This is a genomic window from Polynucleobacter sp. TUM22923 (assembly GCF_030295705.1).
In the GTDB taxonomy this organism is placed as follows: Bacteria; Pseudomonadota; Gammaproteobacteria; order Burkholderiales; family Burkholderiaceae; genus Polynucleobacter.
In genome coordinates this window covers 1,080,924-1,106,557 of record NZ_AP027274.1, presented here as the reverse complement: position 1 = coordinate 1,106,557, position 25,634 = coordinate 1,080,924, and the positions used below count along the sequence as shown (strand labels likewise).

The 25,634-nt window shown below is 46.9% G+C and carries 26 protein-coding genes; 17 read left to right on the top strand and 9 right to left on the bottom strand.

Features of this window, described 5'->3' with window-relative positions; genetic code table 11:
• Window positions 1-67 precede the first annotated feature (67 nt).
• Window positions 68-655, top strand: coding sequence for an SOUL family heme-binding protein (locus QUD86_RS05630; RefSeq protein ID WP_286295775.1), 588 nt, complete (start codon window positions 68-70; stop codon window positions 653-655).
• A gap of 14 nt (window positions 656-669) precedes the next feature.
• Here QUD86_RS05630 and QUD86_RS05625 read toward each other — a convergent pair whose 3' ends face one another.
• Genes QUD86_RS05625 through QUD86_RS05605 form a run of 5 tightly spaced genes read right to left on the bottom strand, consistent with a single transcriptional unit; the run spans window position 670 to window position 6,240 of the window.
• A complete protein-coding gene (locus QUD86_RS05625; RefSeq protein WP_286295772.1) occupies window positions 670-1,551 on the bottom strand; it encodes a 23S rRNA (adenine(2030)-N(6))-methyltransferase RlmJ in 882 nt (293 codons plus the stop codon).
• Between the two features lie 21 nt (window positions 1,552-1,572).
• Window positions 1,573-2,370, bottom strand: coding sequence for a phosphatase PAP2 family protein (locus tag QUD86_RS05620; protein ID WP_286295770.1), 798 nt, complete (start codon window positions 2,368-2,370; stop codon window positions 1,573-1,575).
• The gene (locus tag QUD86_RS05615; protein ID WP_286295768.1) at window positions 2,367-3,635 is read right to left on the bottom strand and encodes a glycosyltransferase family 9 protein; all 1,269 of its coding nucleotides are present in this window, start codon (window positions 3,633-3,635) and stop codon (window positions 2,367-2,369) included. The genes QUD86_RS05620 and QUD86_RS05615 overlap by 4 nt, the downstream gene beginning before the upstream one ends.
• Window positions 3,636-3,652: 17 nt before the next feature.
• Window positions 3,653-4,696 carry a lysylphosphatidylglycerol synthase transmembrane domain-containing protein gene (locus tag QUD86_RS05610; RefSeq protein ID WP_286295767.1) on the bottom strand — a complete coding sequence of 348 codons (1,044 nt, stop codon included), beginning with the start codon at window positions 4,694-4,696 and terminating at the stop codon, window positions 3,653-3,655.
• 47 nt (window positions 4,697-4,743) lie between these two features.
• A complete protein-coding gene (locus tag QUD86_RS05605) occupies window positions 4,744-6,240 on the bottom strand; it encodes a glycosyltransferase family 39 protein (protein WP_286295766.1) in 1,497 nt (498 codons plus the stop codon).
• A gap of 40 nt (window positions 6,241-6,280) precedes the next feature.
• Here QUD86_RS05605 and QUD86_RS05600 point away from each other — a divergent pair, with 40 nt between their 5' ends.
• On the top strand, window positions 6,281-7,087 hold the full coding sequence (locus QUD86_RS05600) for a DUF3047 domain-containing protein (protein ID WP_286295765.1): 807 nt from the start codon (window positions 6,281-6,283) through the stop codon (window positions 7,085-7,087).
• Here QUD86_RS05600 and QUD86_RS05595 read toward each other — a convergent pair.
• Window positions 7,078-9,435 (bottom strand): heavy metal translocating P-type ATPase, encoded by a 2,358-nt coding sequence (locus tag QUD86_RS05595; RefSeq protein ID WP_286295764.1) that lies wholly within the window; start codon window positions 9,433-9,435, stop codon window positions 7,078-7,080. The genes QUD86_RS05600 and QUD86_RS05595 overlap by 10 nt on opposite strands.
• A 71-nt stretch (window positions 9,436-9,506) precedes the next feature.
• Between QUD86_RS05595 and QUD86_RS05590 the strand changes: the two genes are divergently transcribed.
• The 12 genes from QUD86_RS05590 (at window position 9,507) to QUD86_RS05535 (ending at window position 20,524) form a co-directional block, all read left to right on the top strand.
• Window positions 9,507-9,701 carry a heavy-metal-associated domain-containing protein gene (locus QUD86_RS05590; RefSeq protein WP_286295763.1) on the top strand — a complete coding sequence of 65 codons (195 nt, stop codon included), beginning with the start codon at window positions 9,507-9,509 and terminating at the stop codon, window positions 9,699-9,701.
• A 141-nt stretch (window positions 9,702-9,842) separates the two neighbouring features.
• The gene (gene apbC, locus QUD86_RS05585; RefSeq protein WP_286295761.1) at window positions 9,843-10,931 is read left to right on the top strand and encodes an iron-sulfur cluster carrier protein ApbC; all 1,089 of its coding nucleotides are present in this window, start codon (window positions 9,843-9,845) and stop codon (window positions 10,929-10,931) included.
• Between the two features lie 24 nt (window positions 10,932-10,955).
• The gene (locus QUD86_RS05580; RefSeq protein ID WP_353506520.1) at window positions 10,956-11,477 is read left to right on the top strand and encodes a DUF3305 domain-containing protein; all 522 of its coding nucleotides are present in this window, start codon (window positions 10,956-10,958) and stop codon (window positions 11,475-11,477) included.
• Window positions 11,477-12,061, top strand: coding sequence for a DUF3306 domain-containing protein (locus tag QUD86_RS05575; protein WP_286295759.1), 585 nt, complete (start codon window positions 11,477-11,479; stop codon window positions 12,059-12,061). Before QUD86_RS05580 ends, QUD86_RS05575 begins: the two co-directional genes overlap by 1 nt.
• An 11-nt stretch (window positions 12,062-12,072) precedes the next feature.
• Window positions 12,073-14,160 carry a 4Fe-4S binding protein gene (locus tag QUD86_RS05570; protein WP_286295758.1) on the top strand — a complete coding sequence of 696 codons (2,088 nt, stop codon included), beginning with the start codon at window positions 12,073-12,075 and terminating at the stop codon, window positions 14,158-14,160.
• Window positions 14,161-14,180: 20 nt separating this feature from the next.
• The gene (locus QUD86_RS05565) at window positions 14,181-14,840 is read left to right on the top strand and encodes a TorD/DmsD family molecular chaperone (protein ID WP_286295757.1); all 660 of its coding nucleotides are present in this window, start codon (window positions 14,181-14,183) and stop codon (window positions 14,838-14,840) included.
• A 128-nt stretch (window positions 14,841-14,968) separates the two neighbouring features.
• Window positions 14,969-15,190 carry a formate dehydrogenase gene (locus QUD86_RS05560; RefSeq protein WP_286295756.1) on the top strand — a complete coding sequence of 74 codons (222 nt, stop codon included), beginning with the start codon at window positions 14,969-14,971 and terminating at the stop codon, window positions 15,188-15,190.
• A gap of 62 nt (window positions 15,191-15,252) precedes the next feature.
• Complete coding sequence (locus QUD86_RS05555) at window positions 15,253-18,234, top strand: formate dehydrogenase subunit alpha (RefSeq protein WP_286295755.1); 2,982 nt, start codon at window positions 15,253-15,255, stop codon at window positions 18,232-18,234.
• A 27-nt stretch (window positions 18,235-18,261) separates the two neighbouring features.
• Window positions 18,262-18,918, top strand: coding sequence for a formate dehydrogenase FDH3 subunit beta (fdh3B, locus tag QUD86_RS05550; protein ID WP_286295754.1), 657 nt, complete (start codon window positions 18,262-18,264; stop codon window positions 18,916-18,918).
• The gene (locus tag QUD86_RS05545) at window positions 18,918-19,154 is read left to right on the top strand and encodes a hypothetical protein (protein ID WP_286295753.1); all 237 of its coding nucleotides are present in this window, start codon (window positions 18,918-18,920) and stop codon (window positions 19,152-19,154) included. Before fdh3B ends, QUD86_RS05545 begins: the two co-directional genes overlap by 1 nt.
• A 47-nt stretch (window positions 19,155-19,201) precedes the next feature.
• Entirely contained in the window at window positions 19,202-20,254 is a 1,053-nt protein-coding gene (locus QUD86_RS05540; protein ID WP_286295752.1) for a formate dehydrogenase subunit gamma, read from the top strand.
• A gap of 9 nt (window positions 20,255-20,263) precedes the next feature.
• Window positions 20,264-20,524: a hypothetical protein gene (locus QUD86_RS05535; RefSeq protein WP_286295751.1), complete on the top strand. Its 261-nt coding sequence runs from the start codon at window positions 20,264-20,266 to the stop codon at window positions 20,522-20,524.
• 25 nt (window positions 20,525-20,549) lie between these two features.
• Here the strand turns inward: QUD86_RS05535 and QUD86_RS05530 are convergent, their stop codons facing one another.
• Both QUD86_RS05530 and QUD86_RS05525 read right to left on the bottom strand, forming a co-directional pair.
• The gene (locus QUD86_RS05530; protein ID WP_286295750.1) at window positions 20,550-21,257 is read right to left on the bottom strand and encodes an ATP-binding cassette domain-containing protein; all 708 of its coding nucleotides are present in this window, start codon (window positions 21,255-21,257) and stop codon (window positions 20,550-20,552) included.
• A complete protein-coding gene (locus QUD86_RS05525) occupies window positions 21,250-21,945 on the bottom strand; it encodes an ABC transporter permease (RefSeq protein WP_286295749.1) in 696 nt (231 codons plus the stop codon). Before QUD86_RS05525 ends, QUD86_RS05530 begins: the two co-directional genes overlap by 8 nt.
• 66 nt (window positions 21,946-22,011) lie before the next feature.
• On the opposite strand from QUD86_RS05525, the gene QUD86_RS05520 reads away from it, so the two are divergent.
• The 3 genes from QUD86_RS05520 to cls are packed head-to-tail and all read left to right on the top strand — an operon-like array spanning window position 22,012 to window position 24,436.
• Entirely contained in the window at window positions 22,012-22,215 is a 204-nt protein-coding gene (locus QUD86_RS05520; RefSeq protein ID WP_286295748.1) for a hypothetical protein, read from the top strand.
• Window positions 22,212-22,964 carry an endonuclease/exonuclease/phosphatase family protein gene (locus QUD86_RS05515; RefSeq protein ID WP_286295747.1) on the top strand — a complete coding sequence of 251 codons (753 nt, stop codon included), beginning with the start codon at window positions 22,212-22,214 and terminating at the stop codon, window positions 22,962-22,964. Before QUD86_RS05520 ends, QUD86_RS05515 begins: the two co-directional genes overlap by 4 nt.
• Window positions 22,961-24,436: a cardiolipin synthase gene (gene cls / locus QUD86_RS05510; RefSeq protein ID WP_286295746.1), complete on the top strand. Its 1,476-nt coding sequence runs from the start codon at window positions 22,961-22,963 to the stop codon at window positions 24,434-24,436. Before QUD86_RS05515 ends, cls begins: the two co-directional genes overlap by 4 nt.
• 8 nt (window positions 24,437-24,444) lie before the next feature.
• Here cls and QUD86_RS05505 read toward each other — a convergent pair whose 3' ends face one another.
• Window positions 24,445-25,629, bottom strand: a complete 1,185-nt coding sequence (locus tag QUD86_RS05505) for a CaiB/BaiF CoA transferase family protein (protein WP_286295745.1) — start codon at window positions 25,627-25,629, stop codon at window positions 24,445-24,447.
• Window positions 25,630-25,634 lie beyond the last annotated feature (5 nt).

Here is a 25,634-nt window from a genome sequence, read left to right as displayed (position 1 = left end):
TTTTGAGAGGGAGCACTTGATGAGAGCATTATTTTTTCTTACCAGTCTTTTCATTATGAGTAATGTCATGGCCACTGAAGAACCAAAATATACCCTTTTAGAAAAGTCTGAATCGTTTGAGTTACGCAGCTATGCACCGCAAATCATCGCGCAGGTTAAGGTCACTGGAGATATGGATACCGCCTCAAGCCAAGGATTTCGGCTGATTGCAGCGTATATTTTTGGTCAAAATCAAGTCAGCCAAACGATTTCTATGACGGCTCCTGTTGGTATAGAAATGAATAACCAAGCTCAGAGTGCAAAAATTGCAATGACTGCACCTGTAGGAATTCAGGCGGATAAAGAAAGTCAGGCTGGAGCACAGCAGTGGACGGTATCGTTTGTAATGCCCGCGGCATATACCTTCACTAGCTTGCCTAAACCCATTAATCCACAGGTCAAAATACGAGAGTTGCCCGCAGAAAAGAAAGCAGTGCTGATTTTTTCAGGGCTTTATAGTGAAGATAAGGTAGTTGAAAAAACTCAGGCCTTAGAGGCTTGGATTAAGTCAAAAGGATTGCAAATCACGGGTGAGCCTCAGTTCGCCCGCTACAACCCTCCCTGGACACTACCTTTTCTGCGTCGTAATGAAATCTTGATTCAAGTGCGTGACTAAGATTTATAGGCCCACTAAGCCTCAAAGCTTTTCAATAAAAACTCAGCACCACTATCTTGGCCTAGAGCCTGAGTCAAGATAGGCAAACTATCCGCTAGATTCTTCTCTAATGTCCATGGCGGATTAATGATGAACATACAGCTGGCTTGCAGGCGTCTTTCTTTAGGCGCATGTTCAACCCGTAATTCAACATGAAGCCAAGAGCGTGTATGGTTTGCAGCCACTTTTTTCATGCGGTCTGGTAGTTCAGCGGCCTCTCTTCTAGATAGCGCGGGATACCAAACGGCATAACAACCCGTTGCAAAACGCTGTAGCGCTTCTCCCATAGCCTCTTCTAAATGGCGATAGTCTTGTTTATCTTCATAAGAGGGATCAATTAAGACCAGCCCCCGCCTACTAGGAGGGGGAAGCAGCCCCTTTAATCTTGAAAAACTATCCGCTGCATAAATATCGATTTGCTTTGCTTGGGGCAGTTGAGCAATATTTTGGCGCAAGATATCAATTTCTTTGGGGTGTAGCTCAAATAATTTAAGGCGATCCTGTGGTCTTAGCATCCGCGCTAATATGAAAGGTGAGCCGGGATACAGTTCGATATTGCCTTGCGCATTTTCATTGCGAATCAAGTCTAGATAATTAGTAATGTCCTCGTTTAAAGAATGGCCTAAGCTGATTTGTCTCTCGATAAACTGAATAAGGCGATAAATACCGCCATCAGCCTCGTTACTCACTTTTGCAAAGCCATCTATGAGGCTATATATTCCAGCGCCTGCATGGGTATCTACCAGCGTTAATGCGCCCGGTTTTTCTTGCAGGTATTTCACTAATTGGATCAACACATAATGCTTGAGGATGTCAGCATGACTACCCGCATGAAACGCATGTCTATAGCTGAACATAATTCAATATCCCCATCATTCTTAAATACCTTTGTTTTTCTGAGCTTGAATCAACAGAATAAGAGTGATGCCAATTAAAGCAACACATGCGTATTGTAAAGAGGCATTTAGGGGGGAATCTAACACTTGGGTTAGTAATACATAAGTCATTCCAATGCCCGCAAGTGACAACAGGCGAGGCCCCATTTTATTAGGAGCCAACTGCGCATTTGGAATGTAGCTAGAAAGTAGGGCGCCAATCATGCCCGACCATAAACCAAGCGCGCAACCAGCCAATACATCAGTGAACCAGTGAGCCCCAAGTGCATTACGGGATAAGCCCACACATGACGCTATGACAAAGATCCACCACAGGTTAGATCGCTTATTTTTGTCAGTGGCAAAGTAAATGCCTGATGCAACTGCGAAAGCAGTCAGCGTATGACCTGAAGGCATCGCTCTATAAAGTAGCGGTTCACCAACCCGATAGAAATCCGCTAGTGGCAAGACACCACTTGGTCGCGGTAAATTTAAAAGTGTTTTGAGTAATTGACTGATTAAACCACCGATGGTTGCACCAAAAAGGCTTGCAATAAGTAGCCTGGGGGCTAGCAGTAGTAGTGGAAAGCACAATGCAAAAATGCCCCAGCCATTACCCAGAAAGGTAAGCCAAGTCCAAACTACATCAGGTAGAAGTTGGGTGTAGTGATTGACAAACAAAAAGGTGCTTGTTTGAAGCCCGCCAAAATAGATGGCAATCGCTAAACCTAAAGGCAATACAGGTATGAGCCATGCCCAAGATTTCACTATTGCTACTGCTGGTTTTTTCTGCTCAGTCACGAAACTGTTCGGGCCTTTTCTTGATCCGCTTCATTGAGTTGCTGCACCATTTTTTCAAGTACCTGCGTGACGCTGATTGCTTGCATGCAAATATTGTCATGACACGGTGTTTTGCGATGATTAGCTGCACTGACGCAAGGGGAGCACGCTAAATTAGCGGTGATAGCAATGGATTTGCCAACCGAACCATACAACGCTGGTGTTTCTGGTCCAAATAACACCACCGTTCTCAGTGGGGTAACAGCGGAGAAGTGGCCTGGGCCAGAGTCATTCGTCACCATTACATCTGACAGGGTATATAGCGGTGGTAATTCTGCAAAGCTAACTTGACCTGCAAAGTTCAACGCGTTGTTGACATTCGCAACGCAGCGCACTTTTTCGACATAGTCAAATTCAGCGGGCGATCCAGTAATTAAGATTAAATCACTAGGGTAGCGCTGACTTAGTTCTATGATTAATTCTGAAAAACGTTGTTGCGCCCAACGTCTTTGGACTAATAGATCGCTTGCATTGGGATTGACTAAAATAATGCGTTGCTTGCCTTGGGTAAAGGTAAGCCCAGCCTCAAGACTCAGTTTCTCGATGCGCTCACGGACTTTTTGTAGCACAGTGGGCTCAATGATGGCCTGAGCCAGGCGTACTTCAGAATCAGCAATATGAATCTTGCTAAATGGGACTTCAATTTCTGTAGCAAATGCAGCATGAATTAAAGAGAGAAAATTCTTGGTAATGTGAATATGCGGGTTGTAGTGTACTTTTCTAGTCAGCATAAAGCCACGCCACAAGCCTTCGCCATGAAAGATGTGATAGCCCACACGACGACGGGCTCCGCAAAGCCCGGTTAGCAGGGCGGTAAAGCGAGAGAACAACTCCAAATCAATCACCGTGTCGATACGGTGCTTGCGAGCCACCATTAAGAAACGCACCGTATCTTTTATTAAACCCCCCAGGCTGGAAGAGTCAATCGTAAAAATATTTTCAGGTTTAACGGTATTTAATAGGGTTAGGCTTGCACGATTACTTTTAAAGATAAGAAAAAAAAGTTCTGCACCACGCGCTTGGGCGTTGCGCATAGCAGGGTCAACCAAGATCGCGCTACCCATCTCTGATAACTCTATGAACAATAGTTTTTTAGGTTGCCCAGATGGGCGGAAGACGATATTTTTGATGCCATCAATCAGGGCAACTATTGGACTGACCGCTGCGCACAACGGCACTCCAACCCAGTGATCAATGGCACGCATTGTGTTTACGCTAATACTCATAGTCAGACTCTAAAGAGTTACTTCCGTTTTAGTAAGAGATAGGCGCCAGGCAAAACCGCCAATACAGTGATGGCGCCATAGCTAATAGAAGCCAATACAGTAATCGATGAGTTAACGCCCCATAAAGCCAAAACTGAGGAGAGGGTCGCTTCTCGAAGACCCCAGCCGGAGATGCTGATGGGGAGCATCAGCAATAAGCTCAGTGCTGGTAGGCCGATCATCAGTCCCTCGATGGGGGCATCAATACCATAAGCCTTGAGGCAGAATAAAAGTGTCAAGATCGTAAGTGCATGGATGCCAATAGCAAAAACAGCCTGTGCAATATTCATTGGCCATGAAAAGGCCAGTTTAATACCTGGCATTGCTTGGTTCATTTGTAGCTTGTTCAGTAGTGACTGCAACAAATGGCGTGTGGGGCTCCAAGCGAGCGCGATTGAAACTGCTACACCTGCAAATATCATCACGCCAGTGACCACGTAGCCTAGCTTTTCTCCCCAAACCGCTAAAGTAGCGCCGCCAAGTATGAGGCCGATACCACCCAATAAATTATTTCCCGCCAGGCCCAGTAGGCGATCCACCAAAACCATTGAAAAGCTCAAGCGTAATTTAGGGTTAGCGTGCTCCAGGTCAACCGAGTGATGAAGCTCTTCGTTGAGCTCCTTTTCTTGTACTAACTTGCCACTGCTATTAAGGTGGGCTGCTGTGATGGCGCGATAACTATCCCCACCTAGAGTACTAGGTAAGCCTTGGTTAATTAAGCCACCAGCCAAATATAAGGCAACATAATTTTTCAAGCTAGCGTCAAATCCCACCGCTCGCATCAGAAATCCCCAGCGTAATCCGCCACAAATAAAGGCGCTGAACATCGTCAGGCCGGCAGCTAAAAACCACCAAGCTTGCATCTGAATTTCAGTATGGAATAGGGCATACCAATCGATCCCGCTCGTTGCTTTCCATAGAAGTGCAATAGAGAGAAGAACGCGAATCGTGGGCCAGGCTTTTTTTAGGGCTGCTTTCCACCCAGATGTTACTTTAGGGGTGGATTGGGGTAATGTGCTCATAGCCTAAGAATAATGCCTTGTGAGCCTGAGGTCTCCAATTGGGTGCATCAAGGGGCTTGGCTACCATCCCGCCAGTTACGGCAGAGGCTAAATTCAAATGTCGATAAAACCTGCCCAAAGCGCAAGATTTCAAGTGTATCTAAGGATTCGCAGTGCTCAAAGGCCCAATTTCCCCCCACTGGCGGACTAAAGGCCATTCCTGACCATCCTATTAGTAGGGCACTAGCCCCCAATGGTAATTGACCAAACCATAGATCAAACTGATCTTTTCGTTGATCCAAAACAAAAACCGGCAGTGGGCTGGCATACCAGGCAGCTCTACTGCCCAAAGTCCAGTTTTGCACTGCAATTCCCTCTGCTTTGGTGGCTTGTGCAAGTTGAGCCGCTTTTTGGCCAGCCAGTTTCCATCCATAGAGATCAGCAATGGGGTTGGATTTAATGGCGGCCGAACTGATGCCTCCAGCAAGAACAAAAGCAAAGCCGAGGAGGCAAAGCATCAATTGCGTAATGAGCAGCAGTCGAATGGCTAGTCGCTGCTGTGTCGCCCAGGCTTTAGCTAGGCCGATTCCTGCAAAGGGAGCTAAGCAAAACCAGGCTGGCGTTGTCCAATGTGGAAGGCTGCCTCCACCGGATAGAGCAGCGAAAATGCTAAATGGGATAAAAAAGAAACTGAGTAGGGCAAGTAAGACTGCTCGCTGGGAGCGAAGACAATCTCGGATAAAAATAAACGAGCCCATGAGCAATAGCGGGCCAAAGCATGCAATCTGCAGCCCGATAAAAGCCCCGACTCTTCGCCAAGCCCAAGTACTGCCTCCGCCGTGGGCAATTTGATACTTAAATGAGATCCAATCATTGAGCCAATTCCAGTACAGCACGGGACTGATGACAATTAAAGCGATGCCAGCTGCAAACCAGAAGCCGAATTTGTTAATCCAAGGTTTTTTGGGGGTTGCTAAAAACACCGAAAGCAAAGCAAAGGCCGTGAACGCAGCGGTATATTTGCTCATTCCTGCTAGGCCTAAGAGCAGGCCGATCAACATCCAATCGGCAGTCGTAAAGGAATCTTTTCTGATCCAGCGAAGGGCCATCATGAGGAGGCCTAAACTGAGCGGCGTCAGTAGTGTGTCAGGTAGCAGGCCAATGGCCAGCACATGTGGCAATGGTGCTGCAATGATGGATAGCACAGCCATGAGGCCGCATGCATTTGCTGATGGTAGCGCGGTGGTTAAGTAGCCAGTATTTCGATTCTGAATCACATGATGAATCTCTAGGGTGACTTGGTACACCAAATAGGCGGAGATGACCCAAAGAAATTCGGGGATCAGTCGGATGATGCCCTCGGAAGAAGTCAAGGAGACCAGAGGCCACTGTATCCAGCCGACCAGTGGTGGATGGTCAAAGTAGCTCCAGGCTAAATGCTGGGCGTACAGTGCGTAATGCGCTTCATCAACTGAAAATTCAATAGCAAAGCCTAGGGCAAAGTGCACTACTGCGGCGATGCAAATGGCAATTGCGGCCCAACTTGAAGGAGATCGATTACGCATCGGCTAATTTTAGACTCACTACGCTCCATTCTTTGGGACAATGACGAATATGTTAAGAAAGTGCTCCCTCGCCCTCAGTATTACTGTCACGCTCTGGCTGGTGGGCTGTGCTGGTTTTACGGGTAATGCCATCGAAAACGAGTCAGGCCAAGCACTTCATGTGGACCAGTTACCTGCGCAAGAGGATTTACCGAAATTTTCTGCCCAGAAGCCTCGCGAGGGACTGCCCGGTGGATGGAATTTCTATCGTATTGCTCCCTACAAGAAAAATACCGTCTATCGCTTAGAGAACTATCAAGGCAGAACCGTCCTTTCGGCGAGCTCCAAAACATCCGCCTCTGGTCTTGTTGTTAAGTTGCGCCCACGTTCGGCACAAAACCTTTGGTTGCAGTGGGAGTGGAAAGCAGTGGAAGAAATTACTCAAGCTGATAATGCGCAGAGTCAGCAAGACGATGCACCACTGAGAATATTAGTAGCCTTTGACGGCAATAAATCTGCACTCTCATTAAAAGAAAAACTGAACTTTGAGATGGCTAATTTAATTAGTGGACAAGAAATGCCTTATGCCACGCTGATGTATATATGGTCTGGTAAAAACCCAACGAATGCCGTACTTGATAATGCGCACACCTCACGCGTCAAAATGATCGTGGTTGACTCCGGCTGGAAGAATTTAGGGGAGTGGCGTAAACATGATCGGGACTTGGCCGCTGATTACAAGCAAGCTTATGGAGAAACGCCAGGCAATGTGATTGGAATTGCTTTGCTGACCGATACAGACAATACCAAATCAGAAACACGTGCACTGTACGGCGATATTGAGTTGATCCGTAAGATTCAAAAATAATGTCTAGGGTGCCAGCGCTTTAAAAGTAGTGCGTTACTTAAAACGCAAAAGCTGGAGAGGGCCATCGCACTGCCAGCGAGCATCGGCGATAGATATCCCAGTGCCGCCATCGGAATACCGATTGTGTTGAAGGAAAATGCCCAAAATAAATTTTGACGAATCTTATTCCAGGTCTTCTTAGAAATCTCAATAGCATCTGCAACCAGGCCGGGATCCCCTCGCATTAAGGTAATGCCTGCTGCCTGCATCGCTACATCAGTGCCCGTCGACATAGCCATACCCACATCAGCAATGGCTAATGCGGGGGCATCATTAACGCCGTCACCGATCATTGCGACGTAATGTTTGTTACCCGCAATGTTGATCTGTAGTTGTTGAATAATCTCTGCTTTCTTGCTGGGCATAATTTGCGCAAATACTTCATCGACTCCGATCTCTTTACCTACTCGAGTTGCAGCCGCTATATTGTCACCAGAGATCATGACCGTACGAATACCTAAGGCTTTTAATGCAGTCACTGCTTGCATTGATCCGGTCTTGAGTTCATCGCCAAAGGCAAATAAAGCAACAGCAGTAGCAACAACATTGGTAGCAACAACATCAGCGGCAACAACATCAGCATGAGAGCCTAGGTCCATGAGCACTGAAACTGTTTGGCCCTGATTGAAGCAGGGTTGTGCCTTTTCAAGAATTCTCTGAAATTCAGGAGCGCCCTCTAAGGAGCTAATACTTTGTAAGCGTAGGAGTCGGTCTGCAAAAAATCCTGAAACGGGTATGCCCTCTACCCCGATGCCCGGTAGTGCAATATTGCTGGCGACAGAAACGAGAGGCACCTGCTGATCTTTTGCATAATCAATTAGTGCTTTAGCTAAGGGATGTTCGCTGCCTAACTGCAGGCTCGCTGCGCTCGCTAAAATATCCTCTTGATTATTAAGCGCTAAATCAAATGGCAAGAAATCAATCAGCCTAGGCTTACCAATAGTAAGTGTGCCTGTTTTATCAAATGCGACGATGTCTAAGCGATGGGCAAGCTCGAGGACCTGCGGGTCTTTAATTAGGATGCCAAACTTCGCTGCGATACCCGTCCCGGCCATGATGGCAGCTGGCGTTGCCAAGCCCAGAGCGCAGGGACAGGCAATTACTAATACAGAGACAGCTCGTAATAGGGCAATTGATACTGAATCTAAGTAAAGCCAGTTTCCAATCCCCGTTAGTATTGCCAAAAGAATGACGGTAGGTACGAAAATAGCGCTGACTTGATCAACGAGTTTTTGAATTGGGGCTTTTTGCGTTTGCGCCTCTTCAACTAAGCGAATGATTTGTGACAGCACACTTTCGATTCCGACTGCTTGTGCGACCACGATGAGAGCGCCTTCCCCATTCAGGGCGCCGCCAATTACTTGGTTACCAATCAGCTTTTTAACTGGCTCACTTTCACCTGTGAGTAGGGCCTCGTCAACATGACTGGCGCCAGAAATAATGCTGCCATCTACCGGAATGCGCTCACCGGGAAGAATAAATACTCGGTCACCTGGAAGTACTTGACTCAAGGGTAGGTCACGATATTGATCTGACTTGATGCTGGCGCTGACACTGACACCGGCACTGGCACTACCACTTGGCAGCTCAAACTCTTGACGAAGTACTTTTGCGTGCTCGGGGCATAGTTTTTGAAGTGCCCGAATTGCTTCACTAGTTTGTTGTTTGGCCCTTGACTCTAGCCATTTACCTAATAACACCATGCAAATGATGATGGCAGAGCCCTCAAAGTACAGTTCATGCGTATGGCTAGATGTCATGAGTAAATAAAGACTCAGTCCATAGGCTGCACTTGTTCCTAGTGCTACCAATAAATCCATATTGCCGGCACCAGCCATTAGAGATTGATAGCCAGCCTTATAAAAACGCCAACCCAGTACAAATTGCACTGGGGTAGCTAGGGCAAGTTGCCACCAACCGGATAATGACCAATGAATACCTAGGGGCATTATTAGCATTGGTAAGACTAGCGGTGCTGAGAGTAAAAAGCCTAGTAAGACCCTGCCTAAGCCATCTGGAGCCCAAAGTGATTTTGTAGTCTTTGCTGCCCCTTGGCCTAAATTGCCAGTCGGCGAGCTCTCTTTAGCCTCATAGCCAGTCTTTTGAACCAGGCTGATGATTTCTGGCAGCTTCATTGAGCCCCTCTGAATGCGTATTCTGGCCTGTTCAGTCGCTAGATTGACGCTAGCAGCCTCCACCCCTGAAATTTTCAATAAAGCCTTCTCAACCCGACTGACGCAGGAAGCACAGGTCATGCCTCCAATATCAAGGGTGAAGAATTCTGAATTTGTGTGCTCTGCTTGTTTCATATAGAAGATAATCTCCAGTATAGACTCAAATAATGCATTTTTAGCACTTACCAGCTATTTAAAAGGGCGAAATGATCAAACTTAAGGCATCTGGAATGACTTGTGGCGGTTGTGTAAACGCGGTTACTCGAGCTATTCAAGCGCAAGACCCTCAGGCTGTAGTAGAGGTTGAACTTGCTACCCAGTTAGTCAGCATTCAGTCTGTATTGACAGCGCAATTGCTAACCCAGATCATCACAGAAGCTGGGTTTCCGGTAGTTCAATAAGGTTCGACGTATTTGATTGCTGCGACTTCGGGCATCTTTATCTGGTTGCGGTTAAGCTATGCGCAATTTTGTTATTTATATTTAATCTCAATAAAGTATCTTGAGAACCCCTTCGGGGAATGTTTGTCATAGGAGACATCAGTGGCGGTTACTGTAGAAATTATTCAAGCAGCATTAAAGGGTCTGATTGATCCAAACACTCAATTAGATTTTGTGACGGCAAAGAGCGTAAAAAATGTACGCGTAGAGGGGAGTGATGTCACTCTTGATATCGTCCTAGCCTATCCCGCTAAAAGTCAGTTTGATTCCATCCGCAAATCGGTGATTGGTGTGTTGCGTGATTTACCGGATGTTAAAAATGTCAGCGTCAATGTCAGCAGTCAAATTGTGGCTCATGCAGTTCAACGCGGCGTTAAGTTACTGCCAGGCGTAAAAAATATTATTGCGGTAGCCAGCGGTAAGGGTGGGGTTGGTAAATCGACTACTGCAGTTAACCTCGCCTTAGCCTTGGCAGCTGAGGGGGCGCAAGTAGGAATGCTGGATGCCGATATCTATGGCCCCAGTCAGCCAATGATGCTGGGCATCACCGGTAGACCAGAGTCTATTGAAGAAAACACGATTGAGCCTATGCAAGGTCATGGTCTTCAAGCAAGCTCTATTGGATTTCTGATTGATGATGATGCGCCAATGGTGTGGCGTGGTCCGATGGTTACTTCTGCATTAGAGCAACTATTGCGTCAAACACGCTGGCGCGACTTGGATTACTTAATTGTGGACATGCCACCAGGTACCGGCGATATTCAGTTAACCCTAGCTCAAAAGGTGCCAGTGACGGGTGCGGTAATCGTGACCACTCCACAAGATATCGCTTTATTGGATGCACGCAAGGGTCTAAAGATGTTCGATAAAGTGGGAGTTCCAATTATTGGCATTATTGAAAATATGAGTACCTATGTGTGTCCAAGTTGCGGGCATGAGGAGCATATATTTGGTTCTGGTGGCGGCGAGAAGATGTGCCAAGAGTATGGCGCTGATTTCTTGGGTGCTTTGCCTTTGAACCTGTCCATACGAGAGCATGCAGATGCGGGTCGGCCTACCGTAGTGGCTGATCCTGACGGGGCCATTAGTGACATCTACAAAGCGGTTGCAAGACGCGTTGCCATCAAGGTAGCTAGCCTTTCAAAAGACATGAGCAGTAAATTTCCGAGCATCGTTATTCAGAATACCTAAGGCTATATGCGATTTGCAGTGCTGATGCGAAAGCAGTTTATTGATAATCCTTGGATTTCTTTTCGTTGGGAGCCGCAGGAGGTCCTGCCTGACTTTGGGCAATATACGCCTGAAGGTATTCCGTCCGCTAAGATTTCTGGGCAGTTTTTAGGGCGAGATGAGCAAGGGGAATCTTGGCTCTTCACGGGTTATGAGCTGAACCTCTTTCCGGATGAGGCAGAAGGTTATTACTTAAATCTTTCGTCAGAGAAACCATGCTGGTTTGTCATGTGGCGTCTGGAAGAGGATATTGAACGCTACGTTGATGCGCAATCAATTGAACTTGCTAAATCAGAGCCAACCTTTGCTGTTCCTCACCGTATTTGTGTCAGTTATAACGAAGCAGGGCGTTTACTAGACGGCGGAGAATCAGTCGATAACGTACCGCTTAGTGCAGAACATGCCTCCTGGTTAGAGGAATACGTCAGCGAGCATTACCGACCAGAGCCCAAAAAGCGCCATCGTCCAGCCTCATTCAGGGGCGCCGATCGTTCGGCGGAAGATTAATGGCGGATGGCTTTTTAAGTCGGTGGTCGCGCCGTAAATCGGGGGAGCAGCTCGAGCCTGAAAAGAGCGCCGTACCTGAGGTGAAGCCAGTTAGCGCCCCCCCAGTGGAGGCGGATTTGGCTGAGCCGCAGGAAACGCCAGCTCCAATGACCTTAGAGGATGCGGACAAAATAGACCGTTTTGCTCCTGATTTTTCAGCATTTATGGACCCAGGCGTCGATCCAGCCGTTCAGCAGGCCGCCATGAAGAAAATGTTCTCCGACCCACACTTTAATGTGATGGACGGCTTAGATATCTACATTGATGACTATTCCAAGCCAGATCCCATTCCACTGGAAATGCTCAAGCGGATGGTGCAATCAGACATGCTTAACATCTTTCGCAAAGATCCCAAGGACGCTAAAGATATCAAGGAATCTAATACGGCAGATGGCTCTAAGATAGCGGCTTCTGTACCGGCACCCGAGTCAAATGCGCTTATCTTGCCTACGCCCGAGCAGACTGATATAACATCCACACATTCCCTTGCCAACAGCGGGGTAGACAGCCCCGATTTAATCCCTACGGATAAGAAGATTAGTTAAGAAGAATATTGATGAGTCAAAAATTAGTTTGTAACTGTAACGGAACTATGCCCTTGGATTCCAAGGCTTTAGGTATGCCGATTCACACTTCTTTATGTAGACAAGAAGTGGGTTTAGCCATGAAAGCGATGAATGGCGATGAAGCGTTGATCATTGCCTGCACTCAAGAGAGCGCTTTATTTGCTGAACTGGCAGAGCAATCTGAAAAGGCCTTAGTGGCACCGTTACGGTTTGTTAATATTCGCGAAATTGCGGGCTGGACACAAGAGGCCAAAACTTCTGGGCCAAAGATTGCTGCTTTATTGGCTTTGGCTGATATGCCAGAGGCAGAGCCAGTTCCGGTAGTGAATTATGAAAGCCAGGGGCGCTTACTAGTAATTGGACCTGGAGGCCAGGCCTTGCCCTGGGCCGAAAAATTGAGCAGCTCATTGGACGTATCGGTTCTGTGCACAGAACCTGGTGCATTACCTATTGCCAGAAATTTTCCGATTTATACGGGCGCCGTGACGAAATTAGATGGTTATCTTGGCCACTTTACGGTGGACTGGGATTTACAAAACCCCATCGATCCAGAAATGTGTACTCGCTGTGGAGCTTGCGTTGAAGTCTGTCCGGAGGGCGCGATTGATGACGCTTTCCAGATTGATTTGGATAAATGCAAGTCTCATCGCGCTTGCGTAACTGCCTGCGCTGGCATCGGCGCAATCGCATTTGATCGCGTAGATCGCAAACGTAGCTCTGAATTTGATGTGATTATGGATTTGCGCGTCAAACCCCAGATGCGTATGAGTCAAACACCGCAAGGATATTTTGCGCCCGGTCAAGATCCACTAGAGCAGGCAATGGTTGCCAATGAGTTATTGGGTTTAGTGGGTGAGTTTGAAAAGCCGAAATATTTTGCGTACGATCAAAAAGTTTGCGCTCATGGGCGTAATGGCAAAGTAGGGTGCAACGCTTGTATTGATGCCTGCTCTACCGGTGCTATCAGTTCGCTGTTTAAGAATGGCCAAGGTACCGTAGAAGTAAACCCAAATCTGTGTATGGGTTGCGGAGCTTGCGCGACGGTTTGCCCATCTGGTGCTATGCGATATAACTACCCTAGTGTGGCGCACCAAGGGAAAGAAATAAAATTACTGGCCAATGTCTATGGGGCTGAGAGTGCCAAGCTCAAGCAAGCTGTAACCCCTTCTTTATTACTGCATACACTTACGGCAGGCACGCAGCTAATCGACTCTTTGGGGCGCTCAGCGCATCTTCGCCCAAAACAGTTTGATGGCCTGCCATCCTTTGTATTGCCTTATGGCATAGAGCATATTGCCTCAACAGGATTGGATCTTTGGCTGGGCGCACTAGCCTATGGTTTTGGTGAAGTCATTTTGTTGCTAACTGGTGATGAGGACCCGTCATATAGCGCTGCCCTAGAAGAGCAATGCGCTCTTGGTAATGCAATTTTGGCTGCCTATGGATTTGACGGCAGAATTGCCTTGATTCAGCTTGACTCAACTGGGGATCTGCAGCGTGCCTCTTCAGCCATGGCCAAGTTACGTCAGCGTGGCCCATTGCCAGCCATTTGTTCCCCAGCCAGCTTTGGCTTGGGTGATCAAAAACGCGAAACGATTGAGGCTGTTCTGGAGCACTTGCAAAAACAGGCTAAGACGCCTTTACCTGCAGAGGGAGTAGCTTTGCCAAAGTCCTCCTTTCTGGGTGGCCTGAAGATCAACCAAGATACCTGTACCTTGTGCATGTCTTGTGTCGGCAGTTGTCCTGAAGGGGCTCTGCTGGACAATTTAGACGAGCCTAAACTATCCTTTATTGAAAAGCAGTGCGTTCAATGCGGCATTTGCGTTCAAACTTGCCCTGAGCAAGCTTTGGTGTTGGCGCCACGCCTATTAACGGTAGAGCAACGTAAGCAGAAAGTTGAAATCAACGAGACCAAGCCTTTTCATTGCATTAGTTGCGGCAAGGTCTTTGGTACTTCGAAGATGATTGACCTGATGTTAATTAAGCTAGGAGCGCACAGCGCATTCTCGGGTGAAGCGTTAGAGCGTCTGAAAATGTGTAGTGATTGTCGGGTAGTTGATATGGTGAATAAAGAATAAAGAATAAAGAACAAATAATAATGAGCGAACAATTAAAAGAGATGGCTACAGCAGAGCACGCTTCAACGGAGGTTGGTGATGTTGGGCTGCCAGAAGATCTGGCGCGCGCCGATTTGTATGGCTTGATCGCCAGACTTTTCCATCTTCCGCCAGATCAAGCGCTTTTGGACCAGATTGTTGCCTCCGTGCCTGAGGGTCAGGATGAGTACGCTGAGGGCGCATCCTTATCCAGAGTTTGGAATAACTTGGTCGAAGCGGCCAAGAGCAACTCCGCTGGAGTATGGCGTAAAGAGTTTGATTCAAACTTCATCAGTGTAGGGCGTCCCAATGTCATTCTGAATGGCTCCTTCTATATGGCCGGCTATTTAAATGAGAGGCCTTTGGTGAGTATTCGCAGTGCTCTCATGGAGCTTGGTTTAGAGGCTGCAGAAGAGATTACGGAAACTGAAGACCACATTGCTGCGCTATGTGAAGTGATGCGGTACTTAATTGCAGGCGATGATGTTGCTATATCAAACCTTACAAAGCAAAGGGTCTTTTTTACCGAGCATATCCTTCCTTGGTACGACCAATTATGTGACGCCATCGAGGATGTTCCTGACATGCCCCTCTACCACTCAGTCTCCGCCTTGACGAGAGAATTTTTGGCGATAGAAGCGCAAAGTTTTGACATGATTTAAATCGGTCTCTTTTTAGGGAATACCCTAGTGGCTCTATTCGTCATTTAAATTTAATGTAACAAATATGTCAAAAACGCAATTTCACTATAGAATCGCACAAACAAATTTGCACTAATTGGGAGCATACGATGGGCACTAAATCTACTACCGCAGTTACCGAAACAAACAAGCCCTCACGCAGGAAGTTTTTCATTGGAGCGGGCGCTACTGTTGGTGCTGTTGCGGTTGCTTCCCAAACGTCAATCGGTAAGGCTGTGATCCAAGAAATTGGTAGCACTGTTAAGCCTAAAGATGATGGTTATCAGTTGTCTGCCCACATTCGTAAGTACTACGAAACCACCAAGATGTGAATTGGGATTTAAGTTTTAACTGTTACATACTTATCTAATAATAATTTTTTCAGGGACAAAATATGAGTCTGACTCGTAAATCCAATACACCACAAAGTAGCCGCTCAACCTCTCATCTGATTGGCAGTCTCTCGCGTGGTTTAAAAGCTGCCGTACCGACGATGGATCGCCGAACCTTTCTTAAGCGATCGGGTGTTGGAGTTGGTGCTGGAATAGCGGCAAGTCAACTGAGTTTTGTCCAAAAAGCGGTTGCTGATCCCGTCGACAGAAAAATGTTGGACGGCAAAGGTAAGATTGAAGTCAAGCGAACCGTTTGCTCCCATTGCTCCGTTGGCTGTTCCACAGACGCTACAGTAGAGAATGGTGTTTGGATACGTCAAGACTCCAACTTCGATTCCCCGATTAATATGGGTTCCTATTGCGCTAAGGGCGCGGCCCTTCGCGAACATGGCCATGGCGAATTCCGTCTACGCTACCCAATGAAGCTGGTTGATGGAAAGTACCAGAAAATTTCATGGGACCAAGCGCTGACAGAGATTTCTGCTCAGATGAAAGACATCCGCACCAAGTATTCCCCAGATGCGATGTTCTTCGTAGGCTCATCTAAGCAGAGTAACGAGCAGGCTTATTTGTTGCGTAAGTGGGTTTCTTTCTTTGGAACTAACAACACAGACCATCAGGCGCGTATTTGTCACTCAACTACGGTTGCCGGTGTAGCAAACACCTGGGGCTATGGCGCCATGACTAATAGTTACAACGACATGATGAACTCCAAGGCAGCTTTGTACATTGGTTCAAATGCGGCCGAAGCTCATCCAGTGTCGATGTTGAGTTTGATGCATGCCAAGGAAAAGGGTTGCAAGGTCATGGTTGTAGACCCACGCTACACCCGTACAGCTGCAAAGTCAGATCAATATGTTCGTATTCGTTCCGGAACAGACATTCCGTTTGTGTTCGGCGTTTTGTACCACATCTTTAACAATGGCTGGGAAGATAAGAAGTACATCAATGACCGTGTATACGGTATGGACCAGATCCGTAAAGAAGTGATGGAAAAATGGACGCCTAAGAACGTAGAAGAAGCTTGTGGTGTTCCTGAAGCACAAGTTTACAAAGTTGCTGAAACGATGGCAAAAAATCGTCCAAGTACGATTGTTTGGTGTATGGGTCAAACTCAGCACACCACTGGTAACGCTGTAGTTCGTGCTTCTTGCATCCTCCAGTTGGCCTTGGGTAACGTCGGAAAATCCGGTGGAGGCACAAACATTTTCCGTGGTCACTGTAACGTTCAAGGCGCTACCGATGTAGGGCCTAATCCAGACTCATTGCCTGGCTACTACGGACTTGCTGCAGGGTCTTGGAAGCACTTTGCCTCTGTATGGGGTGTTGACTACGAGTGGATCAAAGGTCGTTATGCGCCAGACATGATGGAGAAGTCAGGCACAACAGTTTCACGTTGGGTCGATGCTGTACTAGAAAATAATGACATGGTTGATCAGCAGACCAATGTCAAAGGCTTGTTTTTCTGGGGTCATGCACCTAACTCACAAACTCGCGGCTTGGATATGAAGCGCGCTATGGATAAGCTGGATCTGTTAGTTGTTGTTGATCCCTATCCAACTGCAGCTGCAGCAATGGCGGCGATGCCACCAGCTGAAGGTAATACGGTTAACAAAAATAGAAATGTCTATTTGCTGCCAGCGACCACTCAGTTTGAAACACAGGGCTCAGTAACAGCCTCTAACCGTTCAATCCAATGGCGTGAGAAGGTGATAGATCCGTTATTTGAGTCCGCACCTGACCACGTCATCATGCAGGCTTTTGCTGATCGCCTTGGTTTTGGTGAAGAACTCTCAAAGAACTATAAGATGCTGAGCTCTAAGTACGCAGGTAAGCAATGGAGAGAGCCTCAGATCGAAGATATCTTGCGCGAAATTAATCGTTCATGCTGGACTATTGGTTACACGGGTCAAACACCTGAGCGTATTAAGGCGCACATGCGTATGGCGGGCAATTTCGACCCACTTACTTTGAAGTCTCGCGGTGGTGTTGATCCTGTATCTGGTTACGATACGACTGGTGATTACTATGGCTTGCCTTGGCCTTGTTACGGTACTGCATCAATTAAGCATCCAGGTTCACCAAACTTATATGACACCAGTAAGAGCGTCATGGAAGGCGGCGGTAATTTCCGCGCTAACTTTGGTGTTGAGAAAGACGGCGTTAACCTATTGGCAGAAGATGGTTCTTACTCCAAGGGTTCTGCAATCAAAACGGGTTATCCAGAGTTTGATCACGTGTTGGTCAAGAAGCTTGGCTGGTGGAACCAGCTTACTGAAGAAGAGCAAAAGCTTGCTGAAGGTAAGAATTGGAAGACGGACTTATCCGGTGGTATTCAGCGCGTAGTCATGAAAAACGGATGTCATCCATTCGGAAACGCTAAAGCACGTGCGGTAGTTTGGAACTTCCCAGATGCTATTCCAGTCCATCGTGAGGCGCTTTACAGTACCAACGAGCCAATGATGCGTAAGTATCCAACTTCTGGAGATAAGAAGAACTTCTGGCGCTTACCAACGCTTTACAAGACTGTGCAAGATCAGAACTTGAAAGAGAAGTTATATGAGAAGTTCCCAATCATCCTCACCTCAGGTCGATTAGTCGAGTACGAGGGTGGAGGCGAGGAGACGCGTTCAAATCCTTGGTTAGCAGAGTTGCAGCAAGAGAACTTTGTGGAGATTAACCCCAAAGCTGCTGCAGATCGCGGTATCAAGAACTGGGATTATGTGTGGGTTAAGTCACCAACAGGCGCCAAAATCAAGGTGCGTGCGATGGTTACCGAGCGGGTTGATGCGGAAACGGCATTTGTGCCATTCCACTTCTCTGGCTGGTGGCAGGGTGCTGATCTGAGAAAGTATTACCCAGAAGGTGCTGCACCAATCGTTTTAGGTGAGTCTGTGAATACTGCAACTACTTATGGTTACGATCAAGTAACCATGATGCAGGAAACCAAAACCACCATGTGCCAAATCGAAAAATTTGCCTAAGTTAAAAATTAAAGTCAGGAGAACATCATGGCAAGAATGAAATTTATTTGTGATACCGAGCGTTGTATTGAGTGCAACGGCTGTGTTACAGCTTGTAAGAACGATAACGAAGTACCTTGGGGCGTTAATCGTCGCCGAGTAGTTACAGTCAATGACGGCATTATCGGTAAAGAGAAATCAATATCAGTGGCTTGTATGCACTGTACCGACGCGCCATGTATGGCTGTTTGCCCAGTAGACTGTTTCTACCGCACAGATGAAGGCGTTGTCTTGCATGACAAAGACATCTGCATCGGCTGCGGATACTGTTCTTTTGCTTGCCCATTTGGTGCGCCACAGTTCTTGAGTTCAGGCGCCTTTGGTGTTCGTAGCAAGATGGACAAATGCACATTCTGTAGCGGTGGCCCAGAAGCAAACGGCAGCGTTGCTGAATTTGAGAAATATGGACGCAATCGCTTGGCAGAGGGTAAGTTACCTCTTTGCGCTGAGATGTGCTCAACCAAAGCTTTGATTGGTGGCGATAGCGAAGTAATTAGCGGTATCTTTAATAGTCGTGTAGCCGCTCGTGAGGCTAACGGTCGATTTACTGGTTCCAACCTATTTGGATGGTCAACAGCTTACGGTGGTCCAGGTACCCCGGATCCAAAACCAACTGCAGCCGCTAAGATTCCAGGAGCCAAATAATGCAATTTCATTTAAAAACCCTAGGTCTTGGCCTCGCAGCAGCTTTTCTGTTGACTGCTTGCACAGAGCCTCCTGAACTAGCAGCTAAAGCCGCTAAGCGTCCTGACGTTGCTCCTTACATGGGCGCAGATAACGGCTACATGACGAAGAACTGGAAGCCTGGAAATAATGCAAGCTGGACAGAGTCGATTGAAAAACGTACTCAGAAACAAAATGAATACAGTCGCGTTAAGTGATCTTTTAAATAACAATAAATAAAGCGAAAACGTTTAAGGATACTAGTATGAATCAATCATTTTCTAAAGCCCTAAGCTCATTAGTGATGGCAGCAGGGTTGTCCCTGGCCATAATGAGCGGCTCCAGTTTTGCAGAGCGACCACCGATGGCACCATTGCCATCACCTAGCGGAGTAGATTTCCCGCCATCCGTCCCGGCCAATCCAAACAGTTTGGCCAATGGAACTCAGGCGCAATCCCAGCCAGCTAATCCCTCTATTTTCACAACAGCGAACAGCGACCCTTACAACTTTGTCAGCATTCCGGATAAAGAAGCTAGTGTCTTGATTCAACGTTCAGGCGAGCAGTGGAGAGTGATTCGCAATGGGATCATCACCGTCTACGGCGGATGGTTATTGGCATTAGCGTTCTTTGGTATCGTGGCAATGTATGTCGTCAAAGGCCCAATTAAGTTGCATGAGCCGATGTCTGGCAATTTGATCAAGCGCTTCAGTTTTCTTGAGCGCCTTACACACTGGGTAATGGCTTATAGTTTTATCGGTCTGGCATTAACTGGTTTATTGATCCTCTACGGCAAGTACTTTGCAATACCACTAATGGGCGGCGTCGCTTACGGATCATTCTTGATGGTTTGCAAGAATATTCATAACTTTTCAGGCCCTCTATTCACGCTTAGTATCATCATTTTCTTCTTGTTGCTAGTAAGAAAAAATATCCCTGGTGAGGGTGATATGGCTTGGTTGATGTCCTTTGGTGGAATTCTGAGTGGCAAGCATGTGCCTGCAGGATTCTTTAACTTCGGTGAGAAGATCTGGTTTTGGTTTGGTATGACATTCCTAGGTTTGGTAATCTCATCCTCTGGTTTTGTGCTCGACATGATTGTGCCGTTCATGGAAGTGCAGTACATCCGTGGAACGATGCAAATTGCTAATATCGTTCACAGCAGCGCATCGATTCTGATGACCACTATGGCTATGGGTCACATCTACATTGGATCTATTGGTATGCAAGGCTCATTAGATGGCATGAGAACGGGCTCTGTAGATGCAACTTGGGCTAAAGAGCATCATGAGCTCTGGTACAACAAGGTTAATAAATAAGGAAAAGCCATGAAAAAAATCATTGCGCTCACTCTCTGCACTTTAGCTTCAGCATCTGTTTTTGCTACTTTGCCTCCGCTAACACCTGAAGCTCAAGAGGCGGCTACATTAGCCAAGGCTAAGGCTGACTATGGCAATAGAGTGGGGGGGTATCAGTTGTGCCTTTCCCAAAATAAGGTAGCTGACCAATATAAAATGCCTGGTACGCCAGCTCCTGCTGCTTGTGTGGCCCCACCACCTTTTGTGGCGCCGGTTGCGGCAGCTAAGTAACTGCAAAGTAACTGCTAAGCAACTGCTAAGCTAACAACTCCTGATGCAAGTAGCGCTTAGCTGCTTGTGTTTGAGGGCTGGAGAAGAAAGGACCTACGGGTCCTTTTTCTTTGATCTCACCGCCATCAATGAAGATAATGTACTCCGCTAGTCTTTGTACTTGTGCAAGCTGGTGTGAAGTGAAAATGACATCTGATTTTTGCTGCTTAAACTGACGAACAATTTCTTCGACCTGTTCAGTGGTCATTGGATCCAGATTGGCTGTTGGTTCATCTAATAAGACTAGGTCAGGTTTTTGTAATATGACTCGACCAAGACAGAGCTTTTGCCTTTCGCCGGCTGACAGCTTGTGTGCTGGGCTGTGGGCTAACTGATTCAGCCCCACTTTGATCATGACCGCATCAATAGCCGCAGCATCAATTGCTGGGTCAACATCTTGAGCCATCGCCATATTGGCTCTAGCTGATGCTTTAATCATGGGCGTGTGGTGCAATACCAAAGCAGATCTGACTTTGCCTGATGAGTGCACAATGCTTCCAGAGTCCGGCTTAATGAGCCCATCGATGAGTTTTAAAAGTGTTGTCTTGCCTGCGCCATTGGGGCCAATACAAGCGCAAATTCGATCTGTAGGAATGATGGCATGGGGGATATTCAAGATGATGCGCCCATCACTTTTAACGATGATATTTTTGAGTTCAACGAAGCGATCAAATGCTTCCACTGTATTAGCCATATCGTCGCTCCGCAATTTGTCGAACAATAAAGGTGAAGATATTCGCTAACAAAACAATTCCTAAAAGGACGATGCCAAGGGCTAAAGCTAAAGGGAGATCTCCCTTACTAGTCTCAAGGGCAATGGCGGTGGTCATCGTGCGCGTGGAGCGATCAATATTGCCACCGACAATCATGACTGCGCCCACTTCGGATATTGCTCTGGCTAGTCCAGCTAAAACTGCGATCGTGAGTGAAAAGCGACAATCCCAAATAAGCCACTTGAGAGAGGCCATTCTGGGTAAGCGCAGGGCTCTAAATGAATCTCGGTGAATTCTCCAGGAATCTTCTAGTATTTGACGACTTAGGGCCGCAATTAAGGGTGCTGTGAGCAGAGTTTGCGCCAGAATCATACCCTTAGGAGTAAATAACCACCCCCACGATCCTAGGGGGCCAGAACGCGTCAGTAGAAGGTAAACCACCACCCCTACAATCACAGTGGGCACCCCCATTAGCGTATTGAGTATCACGGTAATGCTTTTTTTGCCCCTAAATTCTTCGGTAGCAAGCAGTGCCCCAACAGGTAAGCCAATCAGGACCCCAAAGACTAGGGCGGTCAGGCTCACTTGCAGAGAGACGAGGACTATACCAATTACAGCGGCATCGAGTTGCGCTAGCAGTCCAAAGGCATCTTGAAAGGTTGTAAACATGGACCTGATTCTATCAAGGGGATGGCAAAATAGGATATATGCAAATAATTACTATTAATTGCCTTCATGGCTGAGGTGATCTGCCTCTGCAATGAGGTCCTTGATGAAGATCTACGCTTGTACTTGGATGCGCATCCTATCGGTTCGATTGAGGATTTGCGCGAACAAGCGTCGATTTGTAATAAATGCATGCAATGCCAGGAGTTGGTTGAGGGTGAGATCTATCTAGCCCGAATGCGGCGGCAGATTGCAGCGGGGCATCCCTCATGACGCAAAACTTAGCTGTCCGCTTTAGTGTCATGACCATGAATGTGCACAAGGGCGTATCTCCCTTGCATCGAAAGTCAACTATCTATGAGTTACGCCAAAAGATGAGGGATCACCACCCGGATTTACTTTTTTTGCAGGAGCTTCAGCAAGAGCATCGAGGACGGATTAAACGATTTGGGCAGTGGCCGTCAACAGAGCTTACCCATTTTTTATGTGAAGATTTTTGGCATGACTGGCATTACGGAAAAAACGCAGAGTACCTAGATGGGCATCATGGCAATGCCATTTTGTCCAAGAGACCATTACATAAGGGTGAAAACTACGATATTTCTGCTTATCGATTTGAGCGGCGAGGCTTGTTACATAGCATCACTTATCTCGAGGGGGTATCAACCCCAATCCATTGTTTTTGTGTGCACCTTGCATTATTTGAGCGTGGTCGAGAGCGACAATTAGTAGAGATTATTCGCTACATAGATTCTCTTGCGCAAGGTGGCCCTACTATTGTGGCAGGTGATTTTAATGACTGGCGTAATCGTCTTAGTGTCCCGATGCGAGAGGCTGGCTTTAGTGAGGTCTTTGAGACTCTCACCGGATCGCCAGCAAAAACGTTTCCTAGTGTGAAGCCCTTGTTACCAATGGATCGCATTTATGTACGGGGCTTACAAATTCATTCAGCAGAAATTTTGCATGAGTGGTTAAAACTTTCTGACCATCTGGGTATTGCTGCAGAGCTGGAGATTTCATGAGTATTTTAAATTATCTTTTAAGCTCTATTTTTGGATTTTCTTTACTCTGGGTGCCTGCGTTGCATGCAGCTATCGTGATCATTTTTGGATTTCGTCTGATCTCAGTACGGCGGCCAGTCGGTGTGGCTATTGCCTGGTTTCTGATTGTGGTGTTATTTCCCTTGGTTGGTATTGCCCTATATATATTAATAGGCGAGCGCCCTGTAGGTCGTAAGCTCACACGCAAGATCATCCGTATGGAGCGAGAGTATTCGTTAATTACCGAGACTATGCGTCAGCGATATCTCCAAGATAGAGATCAGCTACCTTCAGAGGGAAGGGCGCTCAGTCTTTTGGCGGAGTCTAACAATGGATCTCCCGTTATTGCAGGGAATAAGATTGAGTTGCACACCAATTCACTTGAAATCTTGCAACATTTTATTGACGAGATCAACCAGGCCAAGCGCACACTACATCTAGAGTTTTACATTTGGGCTTTAGGCGGTGATGTAGATCGTGTATGTGAGGCCTTGATTGCTGCTGCTAAACGAGGTGTGGCCTGCAAAATATTGCTGGACTCTTTGGGTAGTAAGCTGTGGTTTAAATCTTCGTGGCCAGGACGATTTACCAGCGCCGGCATAGAGGTAACGGAAGCCTTGCCGATTCAGATTGGTCGTTTTCAGTTTCGCCGCGCTGATCTGAGACTTCATCGCAAAATATTTGTAGTTGATAACGCCATTGTGTGGACTGGCAGCATGAATATGGTTGACCCACGCACTTTTAAACAAGATTCGGGAGTAGGCGAATGGGTTGATGCAATGGTCAGAATAGAAGGTCCAGTGGCGTCACAATTTGAGTTGACGTTCGCTTTTGACTGGAGTGTCGATAACCCAAAGATTAATCACTTTAATGCGCTGGCTCCAGCCCCAATGCCATTAGAAGGTAAGGTATTAGCCCAAGAGTTTTCATCGGGCCCAGTTTATCGTGATGATGTTTTGTATCAGGTCTTACTCTCTGCAATTATGGATGCACGAGAGGAGCTTACTATCACTACGCCTTATTTTGGCCCTGATGATGGATTGATGCAGGCACTGATGGCTGCCGCTGGACGAGGTGTGATCGTTACTTTGATTGTGCCCAAATTGAATGACTCTAAATTAGTTGCCTGGAGTAGCCGTAGTTTGTACGCGGATCTCATGCAAGCTGGCGTACGAATCGCTGAATTTCATGGGGGGCTGTTGCATACGAAGAGCTTATTAATTGATCGACGTATTGCTATTTTTGGATCTGTTAATTTTGACCAGCGCAGCTTACGCTTGAATTTTGAAATTAGCTTAATCGTCTACAACGAGGCGTTCTGCGCTACTCTTGAAAAATTAATTGAGTCCTATTTAGCCTTGTCCGACAGAGTTGATCCAGCGGCTTGGGGTAAGCGGCCGCGTTGGCGCGTGCTGTTAGAAAATGCAGCCCATTTAACATCACCATTACTTTAACTTTGAAGTTAAATAGCGCCCTGAGCTCGCATTATTTCAATCTCGTTTGTAGGAATGCCAATCTCTGACAGGATGCTCTGGGTATGCTGACCCACTGAGGGAATGTCATCCATCCGATAGTCATAACTGTTGTTTTTTCCCGGGGGCAACATGGCAGATATTGGGCCTACCGGTGATCCCACCTCAATCCAACGGCCTCTCGCTTGAAGTTGTTCGTGTTTCCAAAGGCCGTTCATATCATTTAAACGGGCGTTGGCAATTTGAGCTTGATCTAATTTAGCAATCACCTGAGCTGTAGTGAGTTGACTAAAACACGCGTCAATAATCACTAATAAAGCCTCTCGTTTTTCATTGCGTTTAAAGTTTTGATCAAAGCGCTCATCCTTGGCAAGCGCAGCATCTTCTAAAACCACTTCGCAAAACTGCACCCATTCACGATCATTTTGTAAGCCGAGCATGACTGTGCCACCGTCACCCGCCTGAAAGGGGCCATAAGGATAAATCGTGGCATGAGAAGCACCATTACGAGGAGGAGGCGTTGCGCCCTCATAGGCATAGTAGAGCGGATAGCTCATCCACTCACCTAAAGACTCGAGCATGGATACATCAATGGTGGATCCTTTGCCTGTTTTTCCTCTTTGCAAAAGTGCCGCCAAGATATTCGTGTAGGCATACATGCCGGCGGCAATATCCGCAATTGAATTGCCTGCTTTACTAGGTGTTTCAGGGGTACCTGTAACTGATAGAAAGCCTGCCTCACTTTGAATCAACAGGTCGTAAGCTTTTTTATCTCGATAAGGACCATCGTTACCATAGCCCGAGATGTCACACAAAATTAATTTAGGATTATGTTTGTGTAGCTGCTCTGCAGTCAGCCCCATGCGGGCAGCTGCCCCTGGAGCTAGATTTTGAACTAAGACATCCGCTGTTTTGAGTAGGGTCTTAAGTGCCTCTAATGCTGATGCTTGCTTTAGATCCAGGGTCAAACTTTCTTTAGAGCGATTCACCCAAGTGAAGTGCGAGGACATTCCATTGACACGCTCATCATAGGCACGAGCAAAGTCACCGGCACCAGGACGCTCAACTTTAATGACGCGGGCACCAAGATCAGCTAGTTGACGGGTGCAAAAAGGGGCGGCAATTGCATGCTCAAGAGAAATGACGGTAATACCATCTAAGGGGCGGGTGTTCATATGCT

What these genes read in the sequence shown, in the direction of transcription:
- QUD86_RS05630 (WP_286295775.1), top strand. Translation starts at nt 68, where the DNA reads ATGGCCACTGAAGAACCAAAATATACCCTTTTAGAAAAGTCTGAATCG.
- QUD86_RS05625 (WP_286295772.1), bottom strand. Translation starts at nt 1,551, where the DNA reads ATGTTCAGCTATAGACATGCGTTTCATGCGGGTAGTCATGCTGACATC.
- QUD86_RS05615 (WP_286295768.1), bottom strand. Translation starts at nt 3,635, where the DNA reads ATGAGTATTAGCGTAAACACAATGCGTGCCATTGATCACTGGGTTGGA.
- QUD86_RS05610 (WP_286295767.1), bottom strand. Translation starts at nt 4,696, where the DNA reads ATGAGCACATTACCCCAATCCACCCCTAAAGTAACATCTGGGTGGAAA.
- QUD86_RS05605 (WP_286295766.1), bottom strand. Translation starts at nt 6,240, where the DNA reads ATGCGTAATCGATCTCCTTCAAGTTGGGCCGCAATTGCCATTTGCATC.
- QUD86_RS05600 (WP_286295765.1), top strand. Translation starts at nt 6,281, where the DNA reads ATGACGAATATGTTAAGAAAGTGCTCCCTCGCCCTCAGTATTACTGTC.
- QUD86_RS05595 (WP_286295764.1), bottom strand. Translation starts at nt 9,435, where the DNA reads ATGAAACAAGCAGAGCACACAAATTCAGAATTCTTCACCCTTGATATT.
- QUD86_RS05590 (WP_286295763.1), top strand. Translation starts at nt 9,507, where the DNA reads ATGATCAAACTTAAGGCATCTGGAATGACTTGTGGCGGTTGTGTAAAC.
- QUD86_RS05580 (WP_353506520.1), top strand. Translation starts at nt 10,956, where the DNA reads ATGCGAAAGCAGTTTATTGATAATCCTTGGATTTCTTTTCGTTGGGAG.
- QUD86_RS05575 (WP_286295759.1), top strand. Translation starts at nt 11,477, where the DNA reads ATGGCGGATGGCTTTTTAAGTCGGTGGTCGCGCCGTAAATCGGGGGAG.
- QUD86_RS05570 (WP_286295758.1), top strand. Translation starts at nt 12,073, where the DNA reads ATGAGTCAAAAATTAGTTTGTAACTGTAACGGAACTATGCCCTTGGAT.
- QUD86_RS05565 (WP_286295757.1), top strand. Translation starts at nt 14,181, where the DNA reads ATGAGCGAACAATTAAAAGAGATGGCTACAGCAGAGCACGCTTCAACG.
- QUD86_RS05560 (WP_286295756.1), top strand. Translation starts at nt 14,969, where the DNA reads ATGGGCACTAAATCTACTACCGCAGTTACCGAAACAAACAAGCCCTCA.
- QUD86_RS05555 (WP_286295755.1), top strand. Translation starts at nt 15,253, where the DNA reads ATGAGTCTGACTCGTAAATCCAATACACCACAAAGTAGCCGCTCAACC.
- fdh3B (WP_286295754.1), top strand. Translation starts at nt 18,262, where the DNA reads ATGGCAAGAATGAAATTTATTTGTGATACCGAGCGTTGTATTGAGTGC.
- QUD86_RS05545 (WP_286295753.1), top strand. Translation starts at nt 18,918, where the DNA reads ATGCAATTTCATTTAAAAACCCTAGGTCTTGGCCTCGCAGCAGCTTTT.
- QUD86_RS05540 (WP_286295752.1), top strand. Translation starts at nt 19,202, where the DNA reads ATGAATCAATCATTTTCTAAAGCCCTAAGCTCATTAGTGATGGCAGCA.
- QUD86_RS05535 (WP_286295751.1), top strand. Translation starts at nt 20,264, where the DNA reads ATGAAAAAAATCATTGCGCTCACTCTCTGCACTTTAGCTTCAGCATCT.
- QUD86_RS05530 (WP_286295750.1), bottom strand. Translation starts at nt 21,257, where the DNA reads ATGGCTAATACAGTGGAAGCATTTGATCGCTTCGTTGAACTCAAAAAT.
- QUD86_RS05525 (WP_286295749.1), bottom strand. Translation starts at nt 21,945, where the DNA reads ATGTTTACAACCTTTCAAGATGCCTTTGGACTGCTAGCGCAACTCGAT.
- QUD86_RS05520 (WP_286295748.1), top strand. Translation starts at nt 22,012, where the DNA reads ATGGCTGAGGTGATCTGCCTCTGCAATGAGGTCCTTGATGAAGATCTA.
- QUD86_RS05515 (WP_286295747.1), top strand. Translation starts at nt 22,212, where the DNA reads ATGACGCAAAACTTAGCTGTCCGCTTTAGTGTCATGACCATGAATGTG.
- cls (WP_286295746.1), top strand. Translation starts at nt 22,961, where the DNA reads ATGAGTATTTTAAATTATCTTTTAAGCTCTATTTTTGGATTTTCTTTA.
- QUD86_RS05505 (WP_286295745.1), bottom strand. Translation starts at nt 25,629, where the DNA reads ATGAACACCCGCCCCTTAGATGGTATTACCGTCATTTCTCTTGAGCAT.